The sequence below is a fragment of the Streptomyces sp. NPDC032161 genome (assembly GCF_040636995.1).
Classification (GTDB): Bacteria; Actinomycetota; Actinomycetes; order Streptomycetales; family Streptomycetaceae; genus Streptomyces.
The window spans coordinates 58,458-84,952 of sequence record NZ_JBEZVN010000016.1 but is presented as its reverse complement, the minus strand read 5'-3'; the positions used below and the strand labels follow the sequence as shown (position 1 = coordinate 84,952).

Sequence of the window (26,495 nt, the reverse complement as noted above, 5' to 3'; positions counted from 1 at the left end):
TCCGCTATGGCTCTCCACAGGAATCGCATTTGTACGGCATGACGACGGGGATCAGAGTGGGACCCATGACGGCAGAGACTGGGCGGTGGATCCGCAACTTCGTCGCCGGGCAGTTCGTGGAGCCCGACGAGAACCGCAGCTTCGAGAAGACCGACCCCGCCACCGGCCGGGCGTTCGCCCGGGTGCACGAGGCGGACCGGGAGCTGGTGGACCGTGCCGTGACGGCGGCCCGGCGCGCCCTGCACGACGGGTGGGCGTCGACACCGGTGCGGGAGCGCACGGCGCTGCTGCGGCGGGCGGCGGACCGGATCGAGGAGCGGTTCGAGGAGTTCGTCGCCGCGGAGATCGCGGACACCGGCAAGCCGGTCGTGCAGGCGCGGGAGCTGGACGTCGCCCGCGCCCTGACGAACTTCCGCACGTTCGCCGACGTGGTGGCCGCCGCCGGGCAGGAGTCCTTCGTCACCGATCTCGCGGACGGCCGTCAGGCGCTCAACTACGCGGTCCGCAAGCCGCTCGGCGTCGTCGCGGTCGTCGTCCCGTGGAACCTGCCCCTCCTGCTGCTGACCTGGAAGGTCGCCCCGGCCCTGGCCTGCGGCAACGCCGTGGTCGTCAAGCCCAGTGAGGAGACCCCGGCCACCGCCACGCTGCTGGCCGAGGTGCTCGCGGAGGTCGGGCTGCCGGCCGGGGTGTACAACGTGGTGCACGGGTTCGGGGGCGGCTCCGCCGGGGAGTACCTGACCTCGCACCCCGGGATCGACGGCGTGACCTTCACCGGTTCGTCCGCGACCGGGTCGCACGTCATGCGGACCGTCGCGCCCCGGGTCCGCCCGGTGTCGTTCGAGCTCGGCGGGAAGAACGCGGCGGTCGTCTTCGACGACGTCGACATCGACGAGGCGCTGAACGGGCTGACCAGATCGGTCTTCACCAACACCGGCCAGGTCTGCCTGTGCACCGAGCGGGTCTACGTCCAGCGCGGGATCTTCGACGACATCGCCCAGGGGCTCGCCGAACGGGCCCGGGGCCTGCGGCTGGGCGACCCGCTGGACGAGTCGACGACCACCGGCCCGCTGATCTCGCAGGCCCACCGCGAGAAGGTGCTGGGCTACTTCGAGCTGGCCGAGCGGGACGGGGCGAAGGCGCTCGCCGGCGGCGGCGTGCCGCAGCTGGGCCCCGGTCTGGCGGGCGGTTCCTGGATCGAGCCGACGCTCTGGACGGGCCTGACCAACGCGCACCGGGCGGTGCGCGAGGAGATCTTCGGCCCGGTGGCCGCCCTGATCCCCTTCGACACGGAGGAGGAGGCGATCGCGCTGGCCAACGACACGGACTACGGCCTCGCGGCCTCGGTGTGGACCAACGACCTGCGCCGGGGGCACCGGGTGGCGCAGGCGATGAACGTCGGCATGGCCTGGGTCAACACCTGGTTCCTGCGCGATCTGCGCTCCCCGTTCGGCGGCATGGGGCTCTCGGGCGTCGGCCGCGAGGGCGGCGAGTCCTCCCTGCACTTCTACACCGAGCCGACGAACGTGTGCGTGCAGCTGTGACCGGTCGACGTGGCCGATCGCCCGTACGCGATCGACGAGGTCCGGTCACCGGTGACCGGGCACCCGCGACCGGTCGTCACGACCCCGGCCCGCGCCGCGCGGATACGGCACGGGCCCCGAAGGAAAGGAACGACCAGTGATATCGGCGGAGCTGACCGGCATCCTGGCGCAACGGCTGGACACGGCGCAGACGTCCCGCAGGGACACCCCCAGTCTCGCCGACGGCCATGAGCTGGACATCGACGACGCGTACGCGGTGCAGGCCGGTCTGCTGGCGCTGCGCGAGGCGCGCGGCGAGCGGATCGTGGGCGTGAAACTGGGCTTCACCAGCAAGGCGAAGATGGCGCAGATGGGCGTCTCCGACGTGATCGTGGGACGGCTCACCGACGCGATGCGGATCGCGGACGGCGGCGAGGTGGACCTGTCGCGCTTCATCCACCCGAAGGCCGAGCCGGAGGTGGCCTACCGGATCTACCGGGACGTGGACCTGGACGACCCGTCGGTGGACATCGTGTCCTGCGTGGACGCGATGGCTCCGGCCATCGAGATCATCGACTCGCGGTACCGGGACTTCCGGTTCACGTACACCGATGTCGTCGCGGACAACACCTCCGCGTCCGCCTTCGCGATCGGCCCGTGGCGGCCGGTGAAGGACGTCGCCGACCGCGCGGTGCGGCTGCGCACCGGTGGTCAGGAGGCGACGGGCTCGACCGCCGCGATCCTCGGCGACCCGGTGAACGCGCTCCACGCGCTGCTGGACATGGCCCGGCGCCGCCGCATCCCGCTGGAGGCGGGCCAGGTGGTGCTGGCGGGCGCGGCCACGGCGGCGCTGCCGCTGACGGCCGGAATCACCGAGTGCGAGGTGGCGGGCGTCGGGTCCGTCACGATGAAGGGGTGCTGATGAACGGCTCACGGGTGATCGAGGGCAAGGCCGCCCCGCGGGGGCGGTTCCCGCACGTGAAGGTCGTCGGGGACCTGGTGTTCGTCTCCGGCACCAGTTCGCGTCGGCCCGACAACACGTTCGTGGGGGTGGAGGCCGACGAGTTCGGCACCACGAACCTGGACATCCGGGCGCAGACCCGGGCGGTGATCGAGAACATCCGCGACATCCTCGCCGAGGTGGGCGCGGAGCTCTCCGACATCGCGCAGATCACCACCTATCTGGTGTCCATGAACGACTTCGGCGGATACAACGAGGTCTACGGCGAGTTCTTCGACGAGCGGGGCCCGACCCGTACGACCGTCGCGGTGCACCAGCTGCCGCATCCCCATCTGCTGATCGAGATCCAGGCCGTCGCGCATCTGCCGCGGCCCCGCACGACCGCCACAGCGCACAGCACGGAGGTGTCCTCATGACCGCCATTCCCCCGGTCATCGATTTCCAGGGCTGGATCACCGAGCACGAGCACCTGCTCAAGCCGCCGGTGAACAACCGCACCATGTCCCTGGGCCAGGACTTCATCGTCCAGGTCGTCGGCGGCCCCAACCAGCGGACCGACTTCCACGTCGACCCGTACGAGGAGTGGTTCTACCAGGTCAAGGGCGACATGCACGTCGACCTGATGACCGATGAGGGGCCGCGGACCGTGCACATCCGGGAGGGCGAGGCCTGGCTGCTGCCCGGCAACGTGCCGCACTCCCCGCAGCGGCCCGACGCCGGTTCGATCGGGCTGGTCATCGAGCGGGTGCGGGAGGAGGGGACCCTGGAGAAGTTCCAGTGGTACTGCCCCGGCTGCTCCGCGCGGATCCACGAGGTCGAGCTCCAGGTACGGGACATCGTGGCCGATCTGCCGCCGGTCTTCACCGAGTTCTACGGTGACGAGAAGGCGCGTACGTGCCCGGAGTGCGGTGCCCTGCACCCCGGGAAGGGCTGAGCGTGGACCGCACGATCGACATCCACACCCATTACGTCCCGCGCGGCTGGCCGGATCTGACGGCCGAGGCCGGACCCGACGCGCCCTGGCTGCGGATCGAGTCCGAGTCGGACGCCGTGATCATGATGGGCTCCAAGGAGTTCCGGCGGATCCGGTCCGACGCCTGGGACGCCGGGACGCGGCTGCGGGACATGGACGCGGACGGGATACACCGTCAGGTGGTCTCCCCCACCCCGGCGTTCTTCACCTACGGGCGCGACGGCGCCGAGGCGGCGAAGATAGCGCGCATCTTCAACGATCTCGCGCTGGAGATCGTCGCCCCGGCGCCGGACCGGCTGATCCCGTTCTGCCAGGTGCCGTTGCAGGACCCGGACGCGGCCTGCCGCGAGCTGGAACGCAGCGTCGCGGGCGGCCACCGGGGCGTGGAGATCGGCAACCACGTCGGTGACCAGGACCTGGACAGCGAAGGCGTCGTGACCTTCCTCCAGCACTGCGCCGCGCTCGACGTGCCGGTGTTCGTGCACCCCTGGGACATGGCGAGTTCACCGCGTCTGGACCGGTGGATGGCGCAGTGGCTCACGGCCATGCCCGCCGAGACCCATCTGTCGATCCTCGCCCTGATCCTGGGCGGCGTCTTCGACCGGATCGACGAGCGGCTGAAGATCTGCTTCGCGCACGGCGGCGGGTCCTTCGCCTTCTGGCTCGGCCGGATGGAGAACGCCTGGTACGGCAGGAACGACGTGATCGGCACCTCGGAGCGCCCGCCCTCGCACTACCTGGGCCGGTTCTACGTCGACTCGGTGGTCTTCGACGACCGCGCGCTGCGGCTCCTGGTCGACACGGTCGGCGCGGAGCGGGTGATGGTGGGCAGCGACTACCCGTACCCGCTCGGGGAACGGCCGGTCGGCGAGGTGGTCCGCAAGAGCGCCTTCCTGGACGACCACAGCCGGGAGCTGATCACGTACGGCAACGCGGAACGGTTCCTGGGGCTGGACGGTCCGCAGGACTGAATGATCACGGAACCGGCCGGTCCGGGGGCCGACGGCCCCTCGGCCCGGCCGGTTTCCGTTGCCGCGGCCCCGGGCGCACGGTATCGGGAGCCGCAGTCGCCGCGGGAGGAGGTGCCCTCACGCCCCGCGGTCCCGGACGGGACCGGCGGCACCGCAATACGACTACCTACCGTCATTCGGAGGTTTCTAATCGTCATGATCATCACACTGTGTTCACCGAACGTATGAGCTAGCGTTCCCCTTCATGATCAACATCTCATCCCCTTCCGACCAGGCCGCCCCCACCGTCGCCGCACTGACGCGGGCGCTGTTCGGCGAACAACGGGAGAGCCTCCACGAGCCCTGGCGCAAGCTGTTCGGCACCGAGCCGTTCCGCTTCCTGGAAGGGCTTCCGCCCGACGAACGCGCCGCGCTCTCCTACGAGCGTCTGCGTCTGATCAACGACGCGCTCGACAGCCCCGAGGAGTTCGTGGCCGACGTGGAACGCCTCACGGCGCTGCACGAATGGGTCGGGCCGGTGGACGCGGGGCTGGGGACGGTCGCGAGCATCCACTACAACCTCTTCCTCGGCAGCCTCCTCGACCACCCCGCGGGCCCGGACCGCGAGATCGGCGAGTTCGTCGACTTAAGGCGTACGGGAACCTTCCTGTGCACGGAGGCCGGCCACGGCAACAGCGCCGCACAGCTGGAGACCACCGCCACGTACGAACCGGCCTCGCGCGAGTTCGTGCTGCACACGCCCCACGCGGGCGCCCGCAAGTTCATGCCGAACACGAGTCCCACCGGCGGCCCCAAGACCGCCGTCGTCGCCGCCCGTCTCATGACGGACGGGCAGGACCGGGGCGTCTTCCTGTTCCTCACCCCGCTCGGCGACGAGAACGGGCTGCCGACGCCGGGCGTCGACATACGCAGGCTGCCGCAGACCGCCACCGCCCCCGTCGACCACTGCGTCACCTCCTTCGACCAGGTCCGACTGCCGTACGAAGCGCTGCTGCAGGCCGAACACGGGCGCCTCACGCCGGAAGGCGTCTTCACCAGCTCGATCGGCAGCCCCCGCAAGCGATTCCTCCAGTCCATCGGCCGCGTCACCGCGGGCAAGCTCTGCATGAGCGCCTACAGCCTCGGGGTCACCCGTCACGCGCTCGCCGTGGCGGTGCGGCACGCCCACACGAGGCGGACGTCCGGGGTGACGGCGGGCGGCAGCGTTCCGCTGTTCGCCCACCGCAGCCACCACACCCCGCTCCTCGACGCGATCGCCACCACCTACGCGGCGACGTTCCTGCACCGCGCCGCGGTGCGGCGATGGGCGGGGGCCACCGGGGCCGAGCGGGAGGACGCGGAGCGGTTCGCGGCCGTCGCCAAGGGGTGGATCACCTGGCGGGCCCGCGACGTCATGACCGAGTGCCGCGAACGCTGCGGCGCGCAGGGGCTGTTCCTCGCCAACGGGATCGCGGGGCAGCTCGCCGCCAACGAGGGGACCATCACGGCGGAGGGCGACAACCTCGTCGTCTGGGTCAAGGCCGCCGGCGAGATGCTCCTCGGGCACTTCACCCCGAAGGAGCCCCAGAGCACGCCGCCCGAGGCCCGCGAGCTCGACGATCCGCTCTTCCTCCAGGACCTGCTGGCCGACATCGAGCGCATATGGCACCGGCGCGCACGGACCCGGCTGCGCGGCGGAGCGGCCGGCAACCCCCTCAACCGGTGGAACGCCACGGTCACACCGGCTCTGGAACTGGTCGACGCCCACGCGCACCGCCAGGCGGCCCAGGCTCTCCAGGACGCCGCCGACCAGGCCTCCCACCCCGAGGCGCAACGTCAACTGCGTCTGCTGCACCGCCTGTTCACGCTGCGCCGGGTGGCGGCCCACAGCGGGGACCTGCTCGCCGAGGGACACCTCACCCACGACCAGGTACGGCGGCTCCCGGACGCGGCCGAGTGCGTGGTCGAGGAACTCGCACCCCACGCCACGACCCTCACGGACGGATTCGCCGCCGTGGACGAGGTCCTCCTGGACCACCCCATCAACCGTCCGGACGCGTTCGAGGGCATCCTGCCGCCCCGGTGAGAACCCCTGCCGGTACGAAGAGGGCCGGCGCGGTGGGCCGGCGCACGGGACCAATGCTCCGGGCGGCCTCCCGGTGACGGACTCGGCGCACCGCCCGTCCGCCACCACCAGAGACCCCTCCGGGCCCGGAACGGGTCAGTCGCCGTCCACGGCCTGCGGGGACATGTGGGCGGCGATGTCCTCCAGGCTCCGGATCACCGCCTGCGCCGAGGGGCCCAGCGCACGGGCGGCCGACAGGGTCAACCCGACGCTGTGACTGATCGGGTCCAGCGGCAGCGCCAGCCGGACGAGCCGCGGGCCCTCCTGGACGATCAGGCTGGGAAGCGCCGCGACGACATCCGTCTCCAGGAGGAGTTGACGGACCGTCAGGAATGAGGTGGTCTCCACCCGGTTCATCGGCAGCTGCATGCCGTGCCGGGCGAAGAACTCCTCGATCTCCCGCCGCAGCGCGGTCTCGGCCCCCGGCAGGATCCACGGGTAGTCCGCCAGCCCGGCGAGGTCCACCGGGTCCCGCCCGGCGAGCGGGTGCCCGGCCCCGACGACGAGTTCCACCGACTCGTCGTAGAGCTTGCGGCGCACGATCCGCTCGTCGGAGGGGACGGTGAGCCGGCCGACGACGAAGTCGATGCGGCCGGCCTCCAGGTCCAGGAGCAGCGCTTCCGGCGACGCCTCCCGCACGACCACCGTCAGGTAGGGGCGCTCCTTCTTGATCTCCGCGATGGCCCTCGGGAGGAGCACGTTGGATCCGGCCAGGTGGGTGCCGACGATCACGGTGCCGCGGTCGGCGTCGGCCAGCTCCACGACATGACGGCCGGCCTGGGCCAGCTGGGCCAGCACCGCCCGCGCGTGCTCGGTGAACGCCTCCCCGAACACGGTGGCGGTGACGCCCCGCGGACCGCGTTCGTACAGCGGAACGCCGAGGATCTCCTCCAGCTCGTGCAGGCTGCGGGTGGCGGCCGGCTGGGTGACGTGCAGCTCCGCGGCGGCGCCGACGACGCTTCCCTGCCGGGAGAGCGCGTCGACGAGGACCAGGTGGCGGAACTTCAGCCGCCCGTCGAGGAGGCGCGGGATCTTCACTCCCCGACTCTATCCGCGATCCGCGCCCCCGCACCGGACGGGCCGGTTCCGGACATCCCACGAGGGCCGGGCCGGCGCGGGACGGTCCTCAGAGCCTGTCGGGTGACCTTCGGCCGGAAAGCGGACGCGGTAATGGTGCGTGCGATTCCAAGGCGCCGGGGTGTCCTGAGATGAGGTCTCCCCCGCTCGAACGAAGCCGAGAGCTCGGGGAAGGCGCTACCAGGACACCCCGGCAACGCCGGAAGCGTGCGTACCAGGGCATGGCCGCCCGGCCAGAGGTCACCCGACAGGCTCTCAGCCGACGGCCTTCGCCGCCGCCCGTCCCGCCGCGCGGCCGGAGAACACGCAGCCGCCGAGGAAGGTCCCCTCCAGCGAGCGGTAGCCGTGCACCCCGCCGCCGCCGAATCCGGCCGCCTCCCCCGCCGCGTACACACCGGGCAGCGGGCCGCCGCCCTCGGTGAGCACCCGGGAGGACAGGTCCGTCTCCAGCCCGCCGAGCGACTTGCGGGTCAAAATGTTGAGCCGTACGGCGATCAGCGGGCCGGCCGCGGGGGCGAGGAGGCGGTGCGGTGCGGCCGTGCGGATCAGCCGGTCGCCGAGGTAGGCGCGGGCCCCGCGCATCGCGGTGATCTGGAGGTCCTTGGTGAACGGGTTGGCGATCTCCCGGTCGCGGGCGACGATCTCGCGGCGCAGCTCGGCCTCGTCGATCAGCGCCTCGCCGGTCAGCGCGTTCATCCCGCGCACCAGGGCGGACAGGTCCTTCTCGACGACGAAGTCCGCCCCGTGGTCCATGAACGCCTTCACCGGTGCCGGTACGTCGGCGCGGGCCCGCCCGATCACGTCGCGGACCGACTTCCCGGTCAGGTCGGGGTTCTGCTCGGAGCCGGAGAGCGCGAACTCCTTGCCGATGATCTTCCGGTCGAGGACGAACCAGGTGTACTCGTAGCCGGACCTCATGATGTGTTCGAGGGTGCCGAGGGTGTCGAAGCCCGGGAAGAGCGGGACGGGCAGCCGCCTGCCACGGGCGTCCAGCCAGAGCGAGGACGGGCCGGGCAGGATCCGGATGGCGTGCTTGTCCCAGATCGGGTTCCAGTTCTCGATGCCCTCGGTGTAGTGCCACATCCGGTCCCGGTTGATGTGGTGGGCGCCCGCCTTCTCCGCGACGCCGAGCATCAGCCCGTCGACATGGGCGGGCACGCCGGAGAGCAGCTTCGCGGGCGGGGTGCCGAGCCGCCGGGGCCACTGCTCGCGCACCAGGTCGTGGTTGCCGCCGATCCCGCCGGAGGTGACGATCACCGCCTGGGCCCGCAGCTCGAAGGCGCCGGTCACCACCCGGCTGCTCGCGGTGCCCCGGGCCGCCGCGCTCGGTTCCAGGATCTCGCCGGTCACCGTGTCGACGGTGCCCGCGGTACGGCTGAGGCCGGTGACCCGGTGGCGGAAGCGGAACCGGACCAGGCCCCTGGCCGCACCCGCGCGGACCCGGCGCTCGAAGGGGGCGACCACGCCGGGGCCGGTGCCCCAGGTGATGTGGAAGCGGGGCACGGAGTTCCCGTGGCCGGTCGCCTCGTAGCCGCCGCGCTCCGCCCAGCCGACGACGGGGAACAGGCGCAGCCCCTGGGCGTGCAGCCAGGACCGCTTCTCACCGGCCGCGAAGTCGACGTACGCCTCGGCCCACTTCCGCGGCCAGTGGTCCTCCTCACGGTCGAAACCGGCCGTGCCGAGCCAGTCCTGGAGGGCCAGCTCATGGCTGTCCCTGATCCGCAGCCGACGCTGTTCGGGCGAGTCGACGAGGAACAGTCCGCCCAGCGACCAGTGCGCCTGACCGCCGATCGACTGCTCGGGCTCCTGGTCGAGCAGGATCACCGACCGGCCCGCGTCGACCAGCTCGGCGGTGGCCACCAGACCCGCGAGCCCTGCCCCGATCACGATCACATCAGCGTCGTACGCCATGGGTTCCATCCTTGTCGGGGAGGTTCGGCCTGGCCTCGGTGGCTCGTCGGCGGGAACCGCCGGGCCACGTCGGCGCCCGGCCCGAACGCCGGGATTCAGCGGAAGTTACTCGTGCGTCAGATCTTCGGCACCGGCCGCCACGACGTCAACCGCCCGGTCGGCGGCACTCCGACCGCGCTCGGCGGCCACAGGCGCTATCGTCGTAACAAATCACCCATGTCCGGCCTGCCTTGGGGTAGAAGCGTGTCGGTGCTGGTTTTCGTGCTCGCCGTGAGCGGCGCCTGCTGCCTGGGCTTCGGCTTCGTCCTCCAGCAGGACGCCGCCTCGCACGCGCCGAGGAGCGACTACCTCTCCCCCCGCCTGCTGCTGGATCTGATGCGGGTGCCGATCTGGCTGGCCGGGATCGGGCTGATGGTCTGCGGCATGGTGCTGGGCGCGCTGGCCCTGGGCAAGGGCGAGTTGTCCGTCGTCGAACCGCTGCTCGCCACCAATCTGCTCTTCGCGATGGCCCTGTCGCGCCACCGCACCGGGCAGCGCCTCGGCCGGCAGGGCTGGTCCGGGCTCTGGCTGCTGGCGGGCGGGGTCACCGCGTTCCTGGTGGCGGGCCGGCCGCGCGGCGGCGAGGCGGTGACCGATCCGCTGCGGCACTGGCTGGTCATCGGCGTGGTCGTGGGCGCCGCCCTGCTGCTCACCGCCGTCGCCAAGCGCCACCGTTCCGGGGTCGCCCCGGCGCTGCTCGCGGTGGCGGCCGGCCTGCTGTACGGCTTGCAGGACGCGCTCACCCGGCTGACCGGCCAGCGGATCACCGAGGGGGGTTTCGCGGCCGCGCTGACCGCCTGGCAGCCGTACGGGGTGGTGGTCCTGGGGGTGACGGGCCTGCTCCTGGTCCAGAGCGCGTTCGAGACGGGCCCGCTGCGGGTCTCCCTCCCGCCGCTGACCGCCTCCCAGCCGCTGGCCGGGATCGCCTGCGGGGTCGGGTTCCTCGGCGACCGCCTGCGCACCGACGCGGTCGCGCTGGCCTGGCAGGCGTCGGGGCTCGCGGCGATCGTCGTCGGGATCGTGCTGCTGGGACTGCATCCGGCCATGCCGGAGGGGCGGGTGGGCAGGCACCGGCACAAGAGCCTCCAGCCGAACTGAACGACGCGTCCGGTCACGGAATCCCCCGGTCCCTGGTTATCGATAATGTCCGCACCCCGCCCCGGACGGCACCGCCCACGGGCGGCTGACCGCCCGGGTCGGGGACTGCCTGGGCGAGCTGCCCCCGCCGGTGCGCCCTGGAGCGGCTGGACCCGGCGCTCACCCTGATCGGCGCGGCGTTCGTCGACCGGGCCCGCCAGGGGCTCGACGGCGTCCGGCCGCTGACCGGCCAGGAACTCTTCCTGGCCGATCTCGTCGAGACCACCACCGCGTTCCTGCACGCGCCCGCGCCGGACGGGACGTGAACGTCACCGGCGCCGAGCCGGCGGTCGACGGCGGCTGGCCGACCGGGCCGACCGTCAAGTACGTCATGGGGCAGTGATCCGAGTACGTCACGGGGCAGTGATCACGAAGGGGGATCTGCTGTTGGATGAGGGGTATGGCTCCTTCCGACAAGATCCCTTCCGGTTCCGGCGCGATCGCTTCCACCGGAACCCCTCCCCGGACCCCTTCCGACGAGATCCTGGACATCGTCGACGAGAACGACGAGGTCGTGGGGCAGGCCCCGCGCGGTGAGGCGACCGCGCGGGGCCTGCGCCATCGCTGTGTGTTCATCGAGGCCAGGGACGCCGCGGGCCGGCTCTTCGTACACCGCAGGACCCCCACCAAGCTGGTCTTCCCGTCCCACTACGACATGTTCGTCGGCGGGGTCGTCGGAGCGGGCGAGTCGTACGACGACGCGGCCCTGCGGGAGGCCGAGGAGGAGCTCGGCGTGCGCGGCCTGCCCCGACCCGAGCCGCTGTTCTCGTTCCTCTACACGAGCGCCGAACACTCCTGGTGGAGCCGGGTGTACCAGGTACGGTGCGAGCTGCCGGTGAACCCGCAGGCCGAGGAGGTCGCCTGGCACGCCTTCCTCACCGACGCCGAGCTGGAGCGCCGGCTCGACGACTGGGAGTGGGTGCCGGACGGCCTGGACGCGTACCACCGGCTGCGCGCCTTCCGGGCGGGCGGAGCGGCGTCCTGAGCCGGGTCGGCGGCCATCGGTACGACGACGGACGGGTTGGGGCATGAACGAATTCGTACGGGGACTGCGGCTGTGGTTCGCGCCTCAGCGCGTCCGCGAGGAGGGCGAGACCCCCGACTACCGGTTCTCGCTCGCCAACGAGCGGACGTTCCTCGCCTGGCTCCGCACGGCCCTCGCGCTGATCGGCGGCGGCTTCGCGGTCGACCAGTTCCTTCCGGAGCTGGCGTGGGGCGTCCGGGCCGGTCTGGCGCTGGCGCTGCTGGCGTCCGGTGTGCTGTGCGCGCTGCGGGCGATCAACCACTGGGTGCGCTGCGAACGGGCCATGCGGCGCGGCGAGGACCTGCCGGTCTCCCGGTTCCCGACGCTGCTGGGACTGGCCGTCGCCGCGGTCGCCGTGGCGATGGTGCTGGTGGTCCTCTTCGGCTGGGAGAGCCGGTGACGGACGATGCGCGCGACCCCGGGCTGCAGCCCGAGCGGACCAGGCTGGCATGGCGGCGCACGACGCTGTCCTGCACGGTGGTGGCGCTGCTGGCGGTCCGGCAGGCGCTGCACGCCGGGGCGGGCCCCGCGGCCCTCGTCGCCGTCGCGCTGAGCGCGCTCGCCTGGCTGGGCTTCCTGCTGGTGGCGCACCGGCGGATGGTCCGGTTGGCGACCGGGCCGCCCCGGCCGCTCCCGACGCGGGGCGCACTGGCCGCGGCGGCGTGCGTGATCGCGCTGGCGCTGTTCGCCGCGGGCCTGGTGTTCTGAGGACCGGCGCGCGTACGTGCCACCGGGTCGTGGCCGCCTTTCCCGCCGCCCCGTGCCCCCGCCTTCCTCCGTCCCCGTGCCGCCCTCGCCGCCTGCCCCGTACCGCACGCGTCGCCCCCGGCCGGCCTCCTCCCCCTCACCCCATCACTGGCCCCGGCACCTCCGCGCCCCGAATTCCCGGGGACGCTGGACGACATACCGACTGGTCGGCATCATGAACTCCGACCGTCTCTCATCCCGGAGGTGCGCACCATGAGCCCAGTCCATCCGCCAGGTCTCGACCTCGACCGGCTGCGCGGGCATCTCGACCGCGAGCGGCCGGGGCTGGTGAACGGACCGCTCGAGGCCCGGCTCGTCGAGGGCGGCCGGTCGAATCTGACCTATCTCGTGGCCGACGGCACCGGCCGCTGGGTCGTGCGCAGACCCCCGCTGGGGCACGTACTGGCGACGGCGCACGACATGAAGCGCGAGCACCGCGTCATCAGCGCCCTGCATCCCACCGCCGTGCCGGTGCCGGAACCGGTGCTGCTCTGCGAGGACGACTCGGTGCTCGGGGCGCCCTTCTACGTGATGGAGTACGTCGAGGGCACCCCGTACCGCACCGCCGAGCAGCTCGCTCCGCTGGGCGCCGGACGCACCCGGGCGGCCGTGCTCGGCCTCGTGGACACCCTGGTCGAACTCCACGCGGTGGACCCGGCGTCCGTCGGGCTCGGCGACTTCGGGCGTCCCGAGGGTTTCCTCGACCGTCAACTGCGCCGCTGGGGCAAACAGTTGGACGCCTCCCGCAACCGTGAGCTGCCCGGTGTCGACGAGCTGCACTCCGCGCTCGGCCGGGCCCTGCCCGACTCCCCCGCGCCCGCGGTCGTGCACGGCGACTACCGCCTGGACAACGTGCTGATCGGCGACGACGACCGGATCAGGGCCGTGCTCGACTGGGAGATGTCGACGCTCGGCGACCCGCTGACCGACCTGGGCCTGCTGGTGATGTACAGCTCCGACCTCGGGCTGGCGGACTCCCCGGTCTCCACCACCAGCGGCGCGCCCGGGCATCCCTCCCCCGCCGAGCTGATCGAGCGCTACGCCGCCCGGTCGGGCCGGGACACCTCCGCCCTCGCCTGGTACACCGCGTTCGCCTGGTTCAAGCTCGCCGTGATCCTGGAGGGCATCCACTACCGCTACACCCTGGGCCGGACGGTCGGTGCCGGCTTCGAGCGCATCGGCGACCTCGTCCCCGTCTTCATCGAGCACGGCCTCACCACTCTCCAGGAAGGCTGACCACCCATGGACTTCGCATTCGACGCACGCACCGAGGAGCTGCGCGGCAGACTCCTCGCCTTCATGGACGAGCACGTGTACCCGGCCGAGCGGACCGCCGACGAACAGCGCGCGCTCCTGTCGTCCCCGTGGCGGACCCCGCAGGTCGTCGAGGATCTCAAGGCCGAGGCGCGCAGGCGGGGGCTGTGGAACCTCTTCCTGCCCGATGCCGAGTACGGGGCCGGGCTGACCAATCTCCAGTACGCCCCGCTCGCCGAGATCACCGGCCGGTCACCGCAGTTGGCGCCGACCGCGCTCAACTGCGCGGCCCCGGACACCGGGAACATGGAGGTGCTGCACCAGTTCGGCGACGACGAGCAGAAGAAGCGGTGGCTGGAGCCGCTGCTCGCCGGGGAGATCCGTTCGGCGTTCGCGATGACCGAACCCGAGGTCGCCTCGTCGGACGCGACGAACGTCGAGACCCGGATCGAGCGGGACGGCGACCACTACGTCATCGACGGCCGCAAGTGGTACATCTCCGGGGCGATGAACCCGGACTGCGCGGTCTTCATCGTGATGGGCAAGACCGATCCCGACGGGACCGACATCCGTCGCCAGCAGTCCATGATCCTGGTCCCCCGCGACACCCCGGGCGTCGACGTACGGCGCGCCATGCGGGTGTACGGCTACGAGGACCACTACCACGGCGGGCACGCCGAGGTCGTGTTCGAGAACGTGCGGGTGCCCGCGGCGAACCTGATCGGCGAGGAGGGCGGCGGCTTCGCCATCGCCCAGGCGCGGCTGGGGCCGGGCCGCATCCACCACTGCATGCGGCTGATCGGCATGGCCGAGCGCGCGATCGAGCTGATGTGCCGGCGCGCGGTGTCCCGTACGGCCTTCGGCAAGCCGCTCGCCACGCAGGGCGTGGTGCAGAACTGGATCGCGGACGCGCGGGTGACGGTGGAGCAGCTGCGGCTGCTGGTGCTGAAGACGGCCTGGCTGATGGACACGGTGGGCAACCGGGGCGCGCACACGGAGATCCAGGCCATCAAGATCGCCACCCCGCGCGCGGTGGTCGGCATCCTCGACCGGGCGGTGCAGCTGCACGGCGCCGGAGGGGTCGGCCAGGACTTCCCGCTCGCCGAGCTGTGGGCGGCGGCGCGGACCCTGCAACTGGCGGACGGGCCGGACGAGGTGCACCAGCGGTCGTTGGCGCGGCGGGAGATCAAGAGGTACCTGTAGGCGGCGCCGCGGCGGGCCCACAGGGGGCCCGCCGGGTGCCGTCGCGCTCTCAGTCGCCGGACGGGCCCGGCCGCCGCCCTGCGGGCCGCGCCGCCGCGATCCGGTCGAGCACGGACGTGTAGCGGGCGCGTCTGTCGGGGCGGGCGTGGTCGGCGGCGTGGCGGAGGGCGGGGAGCGCCGCCTCGCCCATCCCGGCGAGACCGTCGGCCGCCGCCTCGCGCACGGCCGGACGCGGGTGCGTGAGCAGGGCCGTCAGGGCGGGGATCGCGGGCCGCCAGCGGGTGCGGCAGAGCGTACGGACCGCCGAGCGCACCACGTCGCTCCGGGGGTCGTCGAGCAGGAGCTCGGTGTGGCGCAGATGGGTGTCGCGGTCGAGCATCACCCGTGAGGCCCGGTGGGCGCGCAGCCGGACCCTGCCCCGGGAGCGCAGCAGCAACTCATCGAGCAGCTCGCGCAGTTCGGGATCGCGGTCCGGTTCCGGTCCGGGGTGCGCGTCGGCGAGTTCCGTCAGGGCCCGGCACGCCCGGTCCGGGGTGCCGGTGCGGGCCAGCTCCAGCAGTTCCCGCCGGGAGGTGCGGCGCGGCGCCCCGGCGGGCGCGGCCGGTGTGCGGGCGCGGAGCTCCGCCCGCGCCGCCGCGTCCCGGCGTCCCGCGTCCGGGTCGCGCAGGGGGCCCTCGACGAGGACGAGCCGGTCCGCGAGCGCGTCGCATCCTTCGGCGCGCAGCCGCTCATGAACGCGCGTCAGTGCGGGGGTGCGCAGCAGCCGACGGCCGACGAGCAGGTCGAGGAAGCCTCGGGCTCCGGCGTCGAGGCGGTCTTCGAGGGCGCGGGCGAGCGCGTCGGCGGGGTGGGCGCGCAGGGCGCCCACGAGCGCCGGTCGCAGGGCGGGCGGGGCCTGCTCCCACCATTCCAGCAGCAGCGGCACCAGCGGTTCCCGTTCCCCCGGGCCGAGCTTCGCGGCCACGAGGGCCACCCGGTCGCGCAGGATGCCGTCGCCGCGCAGGTCCGCCGGGTCGAGCGCGGTCAGCACACGGGCGAGGCCGTCGTCGACGGGCAGGTCCACGCGCCCCCGGAGGAACGCGAGCAGCACGGCCCGCCGGGTGTCGGGCTCGGGCCATGTCACCAGTGCGCGGGCGGCGGTCGCCCTGTGGTCGGCGGAGGCGGACTCCAGCATGGCGAGCAGGCGTGCGCGCAGCGGGGTCGAGCGGGACCCGTCGAGGTCGCCGCCCCGTACGCGCCGGGGCGCGGGGGGCTGTGTGCGGGCGGTCTCGGTGATGGTCCAGGGCGGCGCGTCGAGCGGCTGGAGCAGCGTCATCCAGTCGAGCAGCGCGGACCGGATCCCCGGGTCGGCCCCGTGGTGGGCCTCGATCAGCGCGGCCAGCCGGTCGCGGGAGCCGACCGTGCCGTCGTCGCGCCGACGGAACTCCTCCAGCGCGGCCGGGCTGCGCGTCGCCCCGTGCAGCGCCGCCCGCCAGGTCCGGGCCCTGTCGGCCTCGACGCCCGCGGCCCGGATCCCGTCGGTTCCGGGCCCGGCGGGCGGGGCCGCGCCGACGGCGGTTCCGCGGACGGGGCCTCGCCGGGGCCACGACGAGCCGGGCGCCGGGGTCGGACCTGCCGGGCCGTCCTCCGCCCGGCCACCGTCCGTCGGGGCGGAGCCGGCTTCCGGGACCGCGAACGCCTCGCGCAGCACGGCGGTCACCGCCTCCCAGGGGTCGGCGCCGAGCCGGGCCGCGTCGAGCGCCCGGTCGAGGTCGGCCCGGACCAGCACCGCGTCGAGCCGGCGCAACAGCGTCAGCGTGGACCTGTGCGGGGCCGCGGGCGCGGGGCGCAGGGCCCGTACCGAGGCGACGACGGCCGGTCTGCCGGCCGCCGGCAGCTCGGGCGCGACCTCTTCGAGCACCGCGATCAGGTCGTGCCGGTCCTCGTCCCGGGCCTCGGTGAGCGTGTCGAGCAGGGCCGGGACGGAGCGGGCGTACGCCGTCAGTTCGTCGGCCGTCCGGGGCCCGGGGCAGGCACGCAGCACCAGTCGCACGACGTCCTTCCGGGCCGCGGGGCGCGCGGAGGCCAGCCGGAGCAGGTCGCCGAGCATCGGCCGCAGTTGCGCCGCCCGTTCGGGGCGGGGGCGGTCGGCGTGCCCGGCGAGGCGGAGCGCGACCGTGGGGTCCCAGCCCCCGGTGACCAGTGTCGTGATGTCGTGGTCGGTCCCGTCGTCCGTCGGCGGCCGCCGTACCTCGTCCGGCGCGGCGACCCCGTGCCGGGCCATGGCCGCGGCGAGGTCCGGCACCGTCCCCGATGCCAGGCCGACGCGCCGGGCCGCGACCAGGGCGAGCAGGGAGGCCGCCACTGGTGACCCCTGGTCGTCCAGGGCGAGGACCGAACGCGCCGTGAGGGTGCCGTGGAGTGCTTCCAGGAGCCGGTCCCGGCTCCTCGTGTCGCCACTGTGTTCGGCGGCGGCGAGGAGCGTCGCCTCGTACGCGTCGCCGAGGACGTTGCGCAGGGCCTCGACGAGCGCGTCGCGCAGTCCGGGGTTGTCGTGGTGCCCGAGCCCGTGCAGCAGCCGGGGCACGGCTGCCGGGGTGCCGGCGCGGGCCAGCGCCTCGGCGGCCGTCTTCCTGATGTTCATGTTCGGATGGCCGAGGCAGGCGGCGATCGCCTCGGACGCCCAGTGGGCGCGCGCCCGGCCCAGGGCGAGCAGCGCCTGCCGGACGGTCTGGATGTCCGGGGCGCGGGTCAGCGCGATCAGGGTCGCCGACAGCGCCCGCGCGTCCTCGCCGCCCGCCGTGTCGTCGTCGGCGGACGTGTCCGCGCCGGAGGGCGTGCCCCTGCCGCCGGGCGCGGCCCCGCCACCGGTGTCGCGGGCGAGCAGGGCGATGACGTGCTTGCGCACATGCCGGTCGCGATGGCGCAGCAGCCGGTGGACCCGGGCCCGGGTGCCGGACCAGGGCGCCCTGCCCAGCAGCTCCAGCAGGATCGTCCGCTCGTGGTCGCTGAGGCCGGGACGTTCCAGCAGGTCCAGGACCGTGGTCGCGACGAGTGCGTGACCGGCCTCCCGCGCGTCCGCCGCGTCGAGCAGGCACACCGGCCGGATCGCGCCCCGCTCGTACAGCCGACGGCCCAGACCGTGCACGGCGTCCAGAACCTCTTGGGGCACCACCGGTTCGGCGCCCGGCCGGACCCGGTCGTGCGGCCCGGTGGCGGGGGCGGCCGACCGGCCGGCCGCCAGGTCGGACACGATGCGCAGCAGCAGGTCGGCGACGGCCGGCAGGGTGCCCGCGCCGCCGTACGCCGCTGTCCGCCGCAGCGCCGCCACCGGCCCGTCCGGGTCCGGGCGGGAGCGCAGCAGGGCCAGTTCCCGCTCGTCGGGTCCGCCGAGGTCCGCCGCCACACGTGCCGGGAGATCGAGCGGGTCGAGCCGCACCAGCAGGGCCTGCCGTCGCTCCGGGTCGCGGGTCAGCTGCCACAGCAGTTCGAGCGCGCGGTGCCGCACGGCGTACAGGTGGGTTGCGGGCGGCGCACCGGTCAGGCCCAGGCCGTCGCGCAGCGCCCGTACCGTCCGCCGCCCGCCGATGGCCTCCAGCGTGTCGAGAGCGGCGGCGGGCGCCGAGGGCAGCAGCGCGATCACGGCCTCCTCGGCCCGTCGGTGGCGCAGTTCGCGGATCGCGCGGAGGAACGGGCCGGGGTCGGGAGCCGACGGGAGTACGCGGGTGATCGCCTCCCCGACCGGCAGCTCGTCCGTTCCCTGTCCGGCCAGAGCCACCAGCAGGGCGAGCCGTCGCGGCCATCCGGGATCAGCGGGGTCCGCGTCGGTCAGGGTCCGGAACGTCTCGGCCCGGCAGGTGTACAGGATGGTCGCGGCCTCGTCGGGCGGAATCGAGTGATCGGCCAGGGCCAGACCGACGACGGCCCGTGCGTGCGGATCGGCCACGAAGTGCCCGCGCCGGTGGAGGCCCCGCAGACAGGCGATCGCGGGCCGCCCGAACAGCAGCGGATCCCCCGCGGCGACCGCCAGGAGGTCGCCGATGTCGTCGCGGTCCGCCCGGCCGCCCAGCAGTTCCATCGCCCGTCGGCGCGCGCCCGGCGGAAGGTCGGGATCCGCGACGGCCCGCCGCAGCAGCGTCCCGTGGCCGTGGCGTGCGGCGGCGGTGAGCGCCGCGTCGAGCGTCCCGGGCCCGGTGCGGGCCGACGCGGCGGTGAGGAACGGGGACAGGTGTCCCGGCGGCAGCGGTTCGGTGGCGGCCCAGGGCTCCCCGAGTTCGCGCAGCGCGTCGGCGACGACGGGGGCGCCGTCGTCGAGGAACGGCGGACCGTAGGCGGGAGCCGGGGCGGTGTCGGTGACGGGCACCCGGGCCGTGTCGGCGGTGTGGGCGGGAGCCGGAGCGGTGTCGGCGGAAGGGGCTGCCGGGGCCTCGTCGGTGGCGATCAGAGCGGTCAGGGTCGTGCGGACCCGTGCGGGTGCCAGGAGTCCGGCGCGCAGGCCCTGCCGGGCGAGCCGCAGCGCCTCGGCGCGGAGCACCGGGTCCCCGCTGCCGGCGAGTTCGTCCACCAGCCGGGCCGGCCGGGGCGCGCGGGCGATGTCCAGCGCGCGTACTGCCTGGTAGAGGAGTTCGCCGCGGGTCTCCTCGCGGATCAGCCCCGGCTCGTCGAGGATGTCGGCGCACAGCCACGCGATCCGCACCCGGGCCGGGAGCCCCGCCGTGCGCCACGCCGGGCGGGGACGGCCCCGCAGGTACGGGGCGAGCCGCTCGTGGAGTCCGGCGAGGAGGAGGTCCGTCTCCGGCCGTCCCGTCGGCGTGCCGGGCAGCAGTCCGGCCAGTTCGGCCCCCTCCGCCCCGTCGGACGGGCCGTCGGGCGTGACCCGCTCGGTGAGCAGGACGAGCCCCAGTTCGCACAGGCCGGGATCCTCGTGCCGGATCAGGCGTCCGAGGAGGGCGGGCGGGCAGTCCCGGGCGTCGAGGAGCGCGGACAACCGGGCGGCGTCGGCCCGGCGTACGGCGTCGTGGATCTCTTCCCGTATCCGGGCGTGGAACTGTTCGTCGGTCTGCGTGTCGGTCGGTGGCCTCACCGTCGGATGCTAACGACCTCGTCCACGATTGTCAGCGGCGTCGCGGTGTCTGGGGCCTCCGCCTCCGGCGTTGTCGTCAGTCACCGACGCTCCGCGTCGACTCCCTCCTCCGCCTTGGATTCGAAGGCCCCAGACACCGCTCCTTCCTCCACTGCCAATCGTGGACGAGGCCGTAACGACGGTGCTCCGGCCGCCGTCAACGGGATTCCGGCTTCCCGGGCGCGGCTCGTGACCGTTCCCGCGGTCGTGCCCATGGGTCCGCGCCGCGTCCGTGCTCGTGCTCGTGCGTGGAGCGTGCCCCGGCCGCCGGGGACCGACGGGTGGCTACGGGCGCAGGGCGCGCAGCAGCAGGTCGGCGAGGTGGTCGGCGACCTCCTGCTGACTGAGCGGGCCGTCGGGCCGGTACCAGGTGGACAGGTGGTGGACCGAGCCGAAGTGGTAGTCCACGATCAGGTCCGCGGGGGTGGCCGTGGAGAACACGCCGCTGCGCTGCCCCTCTTCGACCAGGGCCCGGAAGCGCTCGTGGTAGCGGCGCCGCTCCGCCCGCACCTGCTTGTTCTTCTCCGGGCTCAGATGGTGCATGGAGCGGAAGAAGATCGCGGCGTCGTCGAGGTTCTCGATGGTGGTGACGACCACGTCCGCCGCGGCGTCGCGAAGACGCTTCTCGACCGGGGCGTCGGCGCCCGCGAAGGCGTCGAGGCGTTCCTGCTGGAGGCGCAGCACCCGGGCATACACCTCTTGGAGCAGGTCCTCCTTGGAGCCGAAGTAGTGGTAGAGGGCGCCCTTGGTGACGCCCGCCGCCTCGACGATCTCCTGGACGGATGTGCGGTCGTAGCCCTGCTCGGCGAAGAGCCGGGTGGCGGCGGCGAGCAGCCGTCGGGGTACGGGGGCCGGTTCCTCCGGTTCCCCGTCCGTCGCCTTGGTCATGGCCGTCGCCTTCCTTCCGTCCTGTGCGCGGGTCCGCGCCGTGTGCCGTGCGTGCCGCGTGCGATGCGGTCCACCGAGGGGAACGCGGTCGGCGCCCGAGGATCTTCCCACTCGCGGTCCCCGGGTGTCCGGTCGGCGTCTCGGCCGCGCGGGCCCGTGATATATGGGACGCCCCTGCCCGTAGCCGCCATATCGTCGCCCGTCTCGGCGGGACTCCCGTCCGCGCCGGTCCGTGCGGGTCCGCGCCGGTCCGTGTGGACGAATCGGGCCCCTGCGGGTCCGTGCGGACGAATCCGGTCAGGCGCCGCCGCTCTCCTCCCACCTCCGCTGGAGGTGGTTCATGCCGCCGAGCCACTGGTCGGTGTCGTCGGCCCGGGCGCGGTAGAACCCGGCGACCTCGGGGTGAGGCAGCACGAGGAAGCGGTCCTCGGCCATGGCGTCGAAGAGCGCGTCGGCGACCGCCTCCGGCTCGATGGCGGTGGGCGCGAGGACGAGTTCACCGGCCGATCCGGCGGCGGTCAGCATGTCGGTGCGCACGCCCTGCGGACAGATGGCGTGCACCTTGACACCGCGGTGGCGGTAGGTCAGCGACAGCCATTCGGCGAAGGCGACGACACCGTGCTTGGTCACGCTGTACGGCGCTGCGCCGATCATCGTCAGCAGCCCGGCGGCGGAGGCGGTCGAGACGAACCGGCCGGCGCCGCGCTCCAGCCAGCCGGGCAGCAGCGCCCTGGCCGCCCTGACATGGGCCATGACGTTGACGTCCCAGGCGGCGGCCCAGACCTCCTCCTCGGCGAAGACGTCACCGGGCGAGGCCAGACCGGCGTTGGCGCAGTAGACGTCGACGGTGCCGTCCAGCGCGTCGCGGACGGCGTCCAGGGTCCGCGAGGCGTCGCCGGCGACCGCGACGGCACCGATCTCCTCGGCCAGACCGCCGATCCGCGCCTCGTCCAGGTCGTTCACCACGACCCGCGCGCCCTCCGCCGCGAAGCGACGGGCCAGCGCGGCCCCGATGCCGCCTCCGGCCCCGGTGACCACCACGCCCGCGCCCCGCACCGTGCCACTCATCGGTACCGCCTCTCTCCGCCGACCGCACCCGGCAGACTAACCAGTCGGTATGCGGGAACGGAAGAGGTCGCCGCCCGGCCGGCAGGTTCACGCGCGGGAGGCGCCCGAGCGGCCGGTCGCGCGGGTCGTTCCGCCCCTGCCGAGGCGGCACCGCCCTGGGAGGCACCGCCGTCACCCCTGCCGCACCGGTCACGTCCGGCTCGTTCCGTATGGCCTGATCACGCGCTAGCGTGCGTGACCATGACAGACGTCGCGATCACGGAGGTAGCCGAATGAGCCTGTCCAGACGTGGTTTGCTGGCCGCCGGCGGCGCGGTGGGCGCCCTCGCGGCGACGGCCGCAGGCAGTGGCGGGACGGCGGCCGCGGCCGGCCGAGGACACGGCGGCGGCAACGGCCGCGGGCGGGTCCGCACCGGTTTCGACCGGCTGGCGGCGGACGGCTACGCGCTGTTGAAGGGCCAGAAGGTCGGGGTCGTCACCAACCCGACCGGGATCACCTCCGACGTGCGCCACATCGTCGACGTGATGCACCCGGACGGCCGGGTGGACCTGACCGCCGTCTTCGGCCCCGAGCACGGCTTCCGCGGCACCGCGCAGGCGGGCGGTTCGGAAGGACGGTACGACGACCCGGCGACCGGACTCCCGGTCTACGACACGTACCTCAAGAGCGGGCAGCCGCTCGCGGACGTCTTCACCGCGTCCGGCGTGGACACGGTCGTCTTCGACATCCAGGACGCGGGCGCCCGCTTCTACACGTACATCTGGACCCTGTACGACTGCATGGAGGCGGCGGCCCTCGCGGGCAAGCGGTTCGTGGTGCTGGACCGGCCGAACCCGGTGACCGGACGGGCGGCGCTCGGGCCGGTCCTCGACCCGGCGTTCGCGACGTTCGTCGGTCGTCGGGAGATCGCCCAGGCGCACGGCATGACGGTGGCCGAGCTGGCGTTGCTGTTCGACCGGGAGTTCCTGGAGCGGCCGGTGGACCTGCGGATCGTGAAGATGTCCGGGTGGCGGCGCTCGGACTTCTTCGACACGACCGGCCTGCCGTGGGTGCCGCCGAGCCCCAACATGCCGACGCCCGAGACGGCGCTGGTCTACGCGGGCACGTGCCTGTTCGAGGGCACGAACCTCTCCGAGGGGCGCGGCACGACCCGGCCGTTCGAGCTGCTCGGCGCGGAGGGCATCGACCACCGGTGGGCGGCCGCTGCCAACGCGCTGGACCTGCCGGGGGTCGCGTTCCGCGAGGCGTACTTCGCGCCGACGTTCTCCAAGTTCCAGGGCAAGACGGTCGGCGGGGTGCAGGTGCACGTCCACGACCGTGCCGCCTTCGATCCGGTCCGCACGGGCATCGGGCTGCTGGTGACGGCGAAGCGGACCTGGAGCGGCTTCGAGTGGCGCTCCGACAACTGGATCGACAAGCTCACCGGCAACACCCGGGTCCGCACGATGATCGACGCGGGGGCCGGTACGGACGAGGTGGTGGGGGCCTGGGAGGCGGATCTCGCCGCGTTCCGGGCCGTCCGGAAGAAGTACCTCCAGTACCACTGAGGCTGCGCCGGACGGGCCGGGTGGGCCCGGACCCGCGGGTCCGGGCCCACCCGGCGTACGACTTCCGTCCCCACCCGGCGCACGGGTTCCGTGCTCACCGATGGGCGGGGAACTCCACCACCTGCTGGTACGTGGGGCGGTTCTGCCAGTGGATGGTCTTCTGGGAGATCCCGCCGAGCGCCCGGTGCACGATCGCGTCCGCGCACCACTGGTCCCCGGCCTTGCACGTGTCGTCGCCCGGGTAGACCTGCGTGGCCGGCTGCGCCGCCGCCTCCTTCAGCGAGGCCAGCAGCGCGTCGCGGCAGGCGCCGAGGTCACCGCCGCCGCAGTAGGTCCTGGCCAGCGGGCCCTTGACCGGCTGGCCCAGGACCTTGCGCAGGTCCTTGTCCACGAAGCCCCACCAGCCGTACTGGAACGCCGAGCCGCTGTGCGCGCCGCTGGCCCCGTGGCCGGCGGACGGGGACTCGTCGGTGCCGAGGCTCGCGGTCAGCGCCTGGTAGAGGCCGTCGCCGAGGCCGGGCCTGAACTCGGCCTCGACCAGCCGGGGCCACCACGCGTCCATGACGCGTACCGCGTCGGCGTGCGCGTAGCCGTGCGAGCCCGAGCCGTTCTCCCTGCGCTGCGAGCCGGCCGCCCGCCAGGACTCCAACTGCTGGACCACACCGTTCAGTTCGGGATCGGTGACCGGACGGGACCGGATCACCTTCAGCAGTTCGGGCAGCAGCTGCTCACCGCGCAGGTCGGTGACCCCGGCCTCGGCCATGACCCGGGTGAGGGAGGCCCGGGTCACGCCGCCCTCCGCGACCAGCTTCGCCACCCGGTCGTCGAGCAGATCGCCCCGGTGCACCGCGCTGAGCCCGAAGCCGGCGGCGGAGTACCCCTCGGCCTGCTTGTTGTTCCAGGAGACGTAGTAGTCCTGGCCGCTGGAGTTCGGGTGCTGGGCGAACGAGGTGTACGCGGCGGTGTTGGCGGCCGGGTCGAAGTCCTTCCACTCGTAGGCCCGCTCGGCCTTCACCGGGAGCGCCGGGTCGACGCCCGCGGCGCGCACCGGGTTCATGCCGCTGTTGTAGTACGCGGCGGTGCGGGAGTCCGCGTAGAACCAGTTGAAGGCGTAGTCGATGCTGCTCGCCGCGCGCTGGAACGAAGCGGCGTCCTTGACCAGGTCCGGGTCGTTGAACATCTGGAAGCCGATGATCGAGTCGGCCTCGTGGCGGTAGGTGCTGCGCAGCGAGGTGTACGCGACGGGCCTGCCGTCGACGGTGGCCCGGTGGGTGACGACGCCGTAGTGCGTGCGCCGGACCTGCATGCGGTAGGAGCCCTTGGCCGTGGAGTCGGCGACGGTCGGCTTCCAGGAGTTGGTGCGCTCCAGCGTCTCCATGGCGGTGCAGGTGCCCCGGTAGCGGTAGTGCGTGGAGTCCTTGGTGGGCGCGGAGCCGTCGGGCTCGCACAGCTCGATGGCGTAGGTGTCGGTGATGTCCTGGCCCGCCGAGGTGGCGCTCCAGGCGTAGTCCTGGCCGCGGCCCATCTGGACGTACATGCCGACGCCCGCGAAGGAGACGCCCCGGGCGCTGATGCCCGGCCCCTGGAGCTCCTGGAGCATCATCAGCTGCGGGGCGAAGTAACCGGTCTGCGGGCCGAACACGGCGATCGGGTTCCCGCTCGCGGTGTGCTTGCCGGACACCAGCAGGGCGTTGGACATGCCGCGCTTCTGCGCGCCGGATCCGGAACCGGGCAGCGAGCCCTCGGGGATGACGCCGTCGTCGTAGATGCCCTGGGCCTTCCTGAGGTTCGCCGGGGCCTTGACCGGGGCCTTGCGGTCGGTGCCCGCCGAGCCGGTGCGGTCGAAGACGAGCGGTTCGGCGGTGACGGACCCGGCGTCGGGCAGTGCGGTGCCGCGCGCCTTGTCGGGCTTGCCCGCGTACGGGAACGCGGTGCCGTCGTGGACGGTGAGGACCGCCTCGGGGTCGTTGCGCTGCCGGAACGACTCCCAGACCTTGGTCCCCTCGGCCACCCCGTACTTCTGCTGGGCGGAGAGCAGCGAGAGCGCCGCCTGCACCTCGCCGCCGCCACCGCCGCCGAACTGGCCGCCGACCACGGAGGCGATCGAGATCAGGTCGGTCAGCTTGAACGGCTCTATCTCGCCGACGTTGGTGATGGCGTCGATCTTCCCGGTGAGCACGTACTCGCCGGGGAAGTACCGGCCGTTCTTGGACTTGTCGCGGTACGCGTTGATGCCGTCGACGTACGCCTGGGCGTCCGCCATGGCCTGCTCGCCGCGCGGGCCCTCATGGGTCCGTATGTACGCGACCTGGGCCTCCAGGTCGGCCTCGGTGTACGGGGCCTGCGGCCAGAACTGCTGCTCCAGGCCCTGGTTGGCGAGCGCGCCCCCGGCGAACGAGGTCAACTGGCCGCGTCCGATGTGCCGGAAGAGGTCCATGAGCCAGAGCCGGTCCTGCCCGGCGGCGTATCCGGCGCCGAACTCGGTGCCGTAGCGGGTGGTGCCCTTGATGTGCGGGACGCCGGTGGCCTTGTCGCGGGTGATGGTCACGTCGGCGCGGGGCGAGACGACGGACTCGACCCGGTCCTTCGGGACGCCGAACGAGGCGTCGTTGAAGAAGTCCGCCAGCTTCTGGTCGGTGAGCGCGGTGTGACCGGCCACCAGGCCGTCGTAGCGGTCGATCTGGTCGTCGCTGTGGGCGGGGTGCGTGCCGAACGCCTTGTTGCCGAGGATCTCGACGAGCGTGGCGTTGCCGTTCTGGCCCGGCGGCAGGATGTCGTCGCACTGCCCCTGGCAGTAGTCGGTGACGGGTGCGGGCTCCGCCGCCGCGGCACCGGACTGCGGCGCCGCGGCCAGCAGGGTGACGCCGAGGGCGAGGACGGCCGCCGTGGCGGCGGCTGTGGACATGATGGTGCGTGGGGGCATGCGCACTCCTCCTGGTGGCCGATGGGCCGGAGGTTACCGGCGGTACG

The 26,495-nt window shown here is 73.3% G+C and carries 19 protein-coding genes and 1 pseudogene; 14 read left to right on the top strand and 6 right to left on the bottom strand.

Annotated features, from left to right (window positions below):
• Window positions 1-65: 65 nt before the first annotated feature.
• The 6 genes from AB0E67_RS24190 to AB0E67_RS24165 all read left to right on the top strand — a co-directional run bounded on the left by AB0E67_RS24190 (window position 66) and on the right by AB0E67_RS24165 (window position 6,490).
• Window positions 66-1,541: a 2-hydroxymuconic semialdehyde dehydrogenase gene (locus AB0E67_RS24190; RefSeq protein WP_362030402.1), complete on the top strand. Its 1,476-nt coding sequence runs from the start codon at window positions 66-68 to the stop codon at window positions 1,539-1,541.
• Between the two features lie 136 nt (window positions 1,542-1,677).
• Window positions 1,678-2,442: a 4-oxalocrotonate decarboxylase gene (locus tag AB0E67_RS24185; RefSeq protein WP_362030400.1), complete on the top strand. Its 765-nt coding sequence runs from the start codon at window positions 1,678-1,680 to the stop codon at window positions 2,440-2,442.
• Window positions 2,442-2,897, top strand: a complete 456-nt coding sequence (locus AB0E67_RS24180; RefSeq protein ID WP_073787974.1) for a RidA family protein — start codon at window positions 2,442-2,444, stop codon at window positions 2,895-2,897. Before AB0E67_RS24185 ends, AB0E67_RS24180 begins: the two co-directional genes overlap by 1 nt.
• The gene (locus tag AB0E67_RS24175; RefSeq protein WP_362030398.1) at window positions 2,894-3,415 is read left to right on the top strand and encodes a 3-hydroxyanthranilate 3,4-dioxygenase; all 522 of its coding nucleotides are present in this window, start codon (window positions 2,894-2,896) and stop codon (window positions 3,413-3,415) included. Before AB0E67_RS24180 ends, AB0E67_RS24175 begins: the two co-directional genes overlap by 4 nt.
• Before the next feature lie 2 nt (window positions 3,416-3,417).
• Complete coding sequence (locus AB0E67_RS24170) at window positions 3,418-4,425, top strand: amidohydrolase family protein (protein ID WP_362030396.1); 1,008 nt, start codon at window positions 3,418-3,420, stop codon at window positions 4,423-4,425.
• A gap of 244 nt (window positions 4,426-4,669) precedes the next feature.
• Window positions 4,670-6,490, top strand: a complete 1,821-nt coding sequence (locus AB0E67_RS24165; RefSeq protein ID WP_362030394.1) for an acyl-CoA dehydrogenase — start codon at window positions 4,670-4,672, stop codon at window positions 6,488-6,490.
• Between the two features lie 135 nt (window positions 6,491-6,625).
• On the opposite strand, the gene AB0E67_RS24160 is transcribed toward AB0E67_RS24165, so the two are convergent.
• Window positions 6,626-7,567 carry a LysR substrate-binding domain-containing protein gene (locus tag AB0E67_RS24160; RefSeq protein WP_362030392.1) on the bottom strand — a complete coding sequence of 314 codons (942 nt, stop codon included), beginning with the start codon at window positions 7,565-7,567 and terminating at the stop codon, window positions 6,626-6,628.
• Between the two features lie 294 nt (window positions 7,568-7,861).
• The gene (locus tag AB0E67_RS24155; RefSeq protein WP_362030390.1) at window positions 7,862-9,517 is read right to left on the bottom strand and encodes an FAD-binding dehydrogenase; all 1,656 of its coding nucleotides are present in this window, start codon (window positions 9,515-9,517) and stop codon (window positions 7,862-7,864) included.
• A gap of 243 nt (window positions 9,518-9,760) precedes the next feature.
• Here AB0E67_RS24155 and AB0E67_RS24150 point away from each other — a divergent pair, with 243 nt between their 5' ends.
• The 7 genes and pseudogenes from AB0E67_RS24150 (at window position 9,761) to AB0E67_RS24120 (ending at window position 14,921) form a co-directional block, all read left to right on the top strand.
• Window positions 9,761-10,654 carry a DMT family transporter gene (locus tag AB0E67_RS24150; protein WP_362030388.1) on the top strand — a complete coding sequence of 298 codons (894 nt, stop codon included), beginning with the start codon at window positions 9,761-9,763 and terminating at the stop codon, window positions 10,652-10,654.
• A gap of 94 nt (window positions 10,655-10,748) precedes the next feature.
• Window positions 10,749-10,959: pseudogene (locus AB0E67_RS24145) on the top strand (TetR/AcrR family transcriptional regulator); the annotation flags it as partial.
• 134 nt (window positions 10,960-11,093) lie between these two features.
• The gene (locus AB0E67_RS24140; RefSeq protein WP_362030386.1) at window positions 11,094-11,678 is read left to right on the top strand and encodes an NUDIX domain-containing protein; all 585 of its coding nucleotides are present in this window, start codon (window positions 11,094-11,096) and stop codon (window positions 11,676-11,678) included.
• 43 nt (window positions 11,679-11,721) lie between these two features.
• A complete protein-coding gene (locus AB0E67_RS24135; protein ID WP_362030384.1) occupies window positions 11,722-12,117 on the top strand; it encodes a DUF202 domain-containing protein in 396 nt (131 codons plus the stop codon).
• A complete protein-coding gene (locus tag AB0E67_RS24130; RefSeq protein ID WP_362030382.1) occupies window positions 12,114-12,425 on the top strand; it encodes a DUF202 domain-containing protein in 312 nt (103 codons plus the stop codon). The genes AB0E67_RS24135 and AB0E67_RS24130 overlap by 4 nt, the downstream gene beginning before the upstream one ends.
• A gap of 252 nt (window positions 12,426-12,677) precedes the next feature.
• The gene (locus AB0E67_RS24125) at window positions 12,678-13,700 is read left to right on the top strand and encodes a phosphotransferase family protein (protein ID WP_362030380.1); all 1,023 of its coding nucleotides are present in this window, start codon (window positions 12,678-12,680) and stop codon (window positions 13,698-13,700) included.
• Window positions 13,701-13,706: 6 nt separating this feature from the next.
• Window positions 13,707-14,921, top strand: a complete 1,215-nt coding sequence (locus AB0E67_RS24120) for an acyl-CoA dehydrogenase family protein (RefSeq protein WP_362030378.1) — start codon at window positions 13,707-13,709, stop codon at window positions 14,919-14,921.
• A 49-nt stretch (window positions 14,922-14,970) separates the two neighbouring features.
• On the opposite strand, the gene AB0E67_RS24115 is transcribed toward AB0E67_RS24120, so the two are convergent.
• From AB0E67_RS24115 to AB0E67_RS24105, 3 genes are all read right to left on the bottom strand, one after another.
• Window positions 14,971-19,983 (bottom strand): HEAT repeat domain-containing protein, encoded by a 5,013-nt coding sequence (locus tag AB0E67_RS24115; protein ID WP_362030376.1) that lies wholly within the window; start codon window positions 19,981-19,983, stop codon window positions 14,971-14,973.
• A 324-nt stretch (window positions 19,984-20,307) separates the two neighbouring features.
• Entirely contained in the window at window positions 20,308-20,910 is a 603-nt protein-coding gene (locus AB0E67_RS24110) for a TetR/AcrR family transcriptional regulator (protein WP_362030374.1), read from the bottom strand.
• Between the two features lie 297 nt (window positions 20,911-21,207).
• Window positions 21,208-21,978: an SDR family oxidoreductase gene (locus tag AB0E67_RS24105; protein ID WP_362030372.1), complete on the bottom strand. Its 771-nt coding sequence runs from the start codon at window positions 21,976-21,978 to the stop codon at window positions 21,208-21,210.
• 272 nt (window positions 21,979-22,250) lie between these two features.
• Between AB0E67_RS24105 and AB0E67_RS24100 the strand changes: the two genes are divergently transcribed.
• Window positions 22,251-23,525, top strand: coding sequence for a DUF1343 domain-containing protein (locus tag AB0E67_RS24100; RefSeq protein ID WP_362030370.1), 1,275 nt, complete (start codon window positions 22,251-22,253; stop codon window positions 23,523-23,525).
• Between the two features lie 94 nt (window positions 23,526-23,619).
• On the opposite strand, the gene AB0E67_RS24095 is transcribed toward AB0E67_RS24100, so the two are convergent.
• Window positions 23,620-26,448 (bottom strand): penicillin acylase family protein, encoded by a 2,829-nt coding sequence (locus AB0E67_RS24095; protein ID WP_362030368.1) that lies wholly within the window; start codon window positions 26,446-26,448, stop codon window positions 23,620-23,622.
• Between the last annotated feature and the right edge of the window lie 47 nt (window positions 26,449-26,495).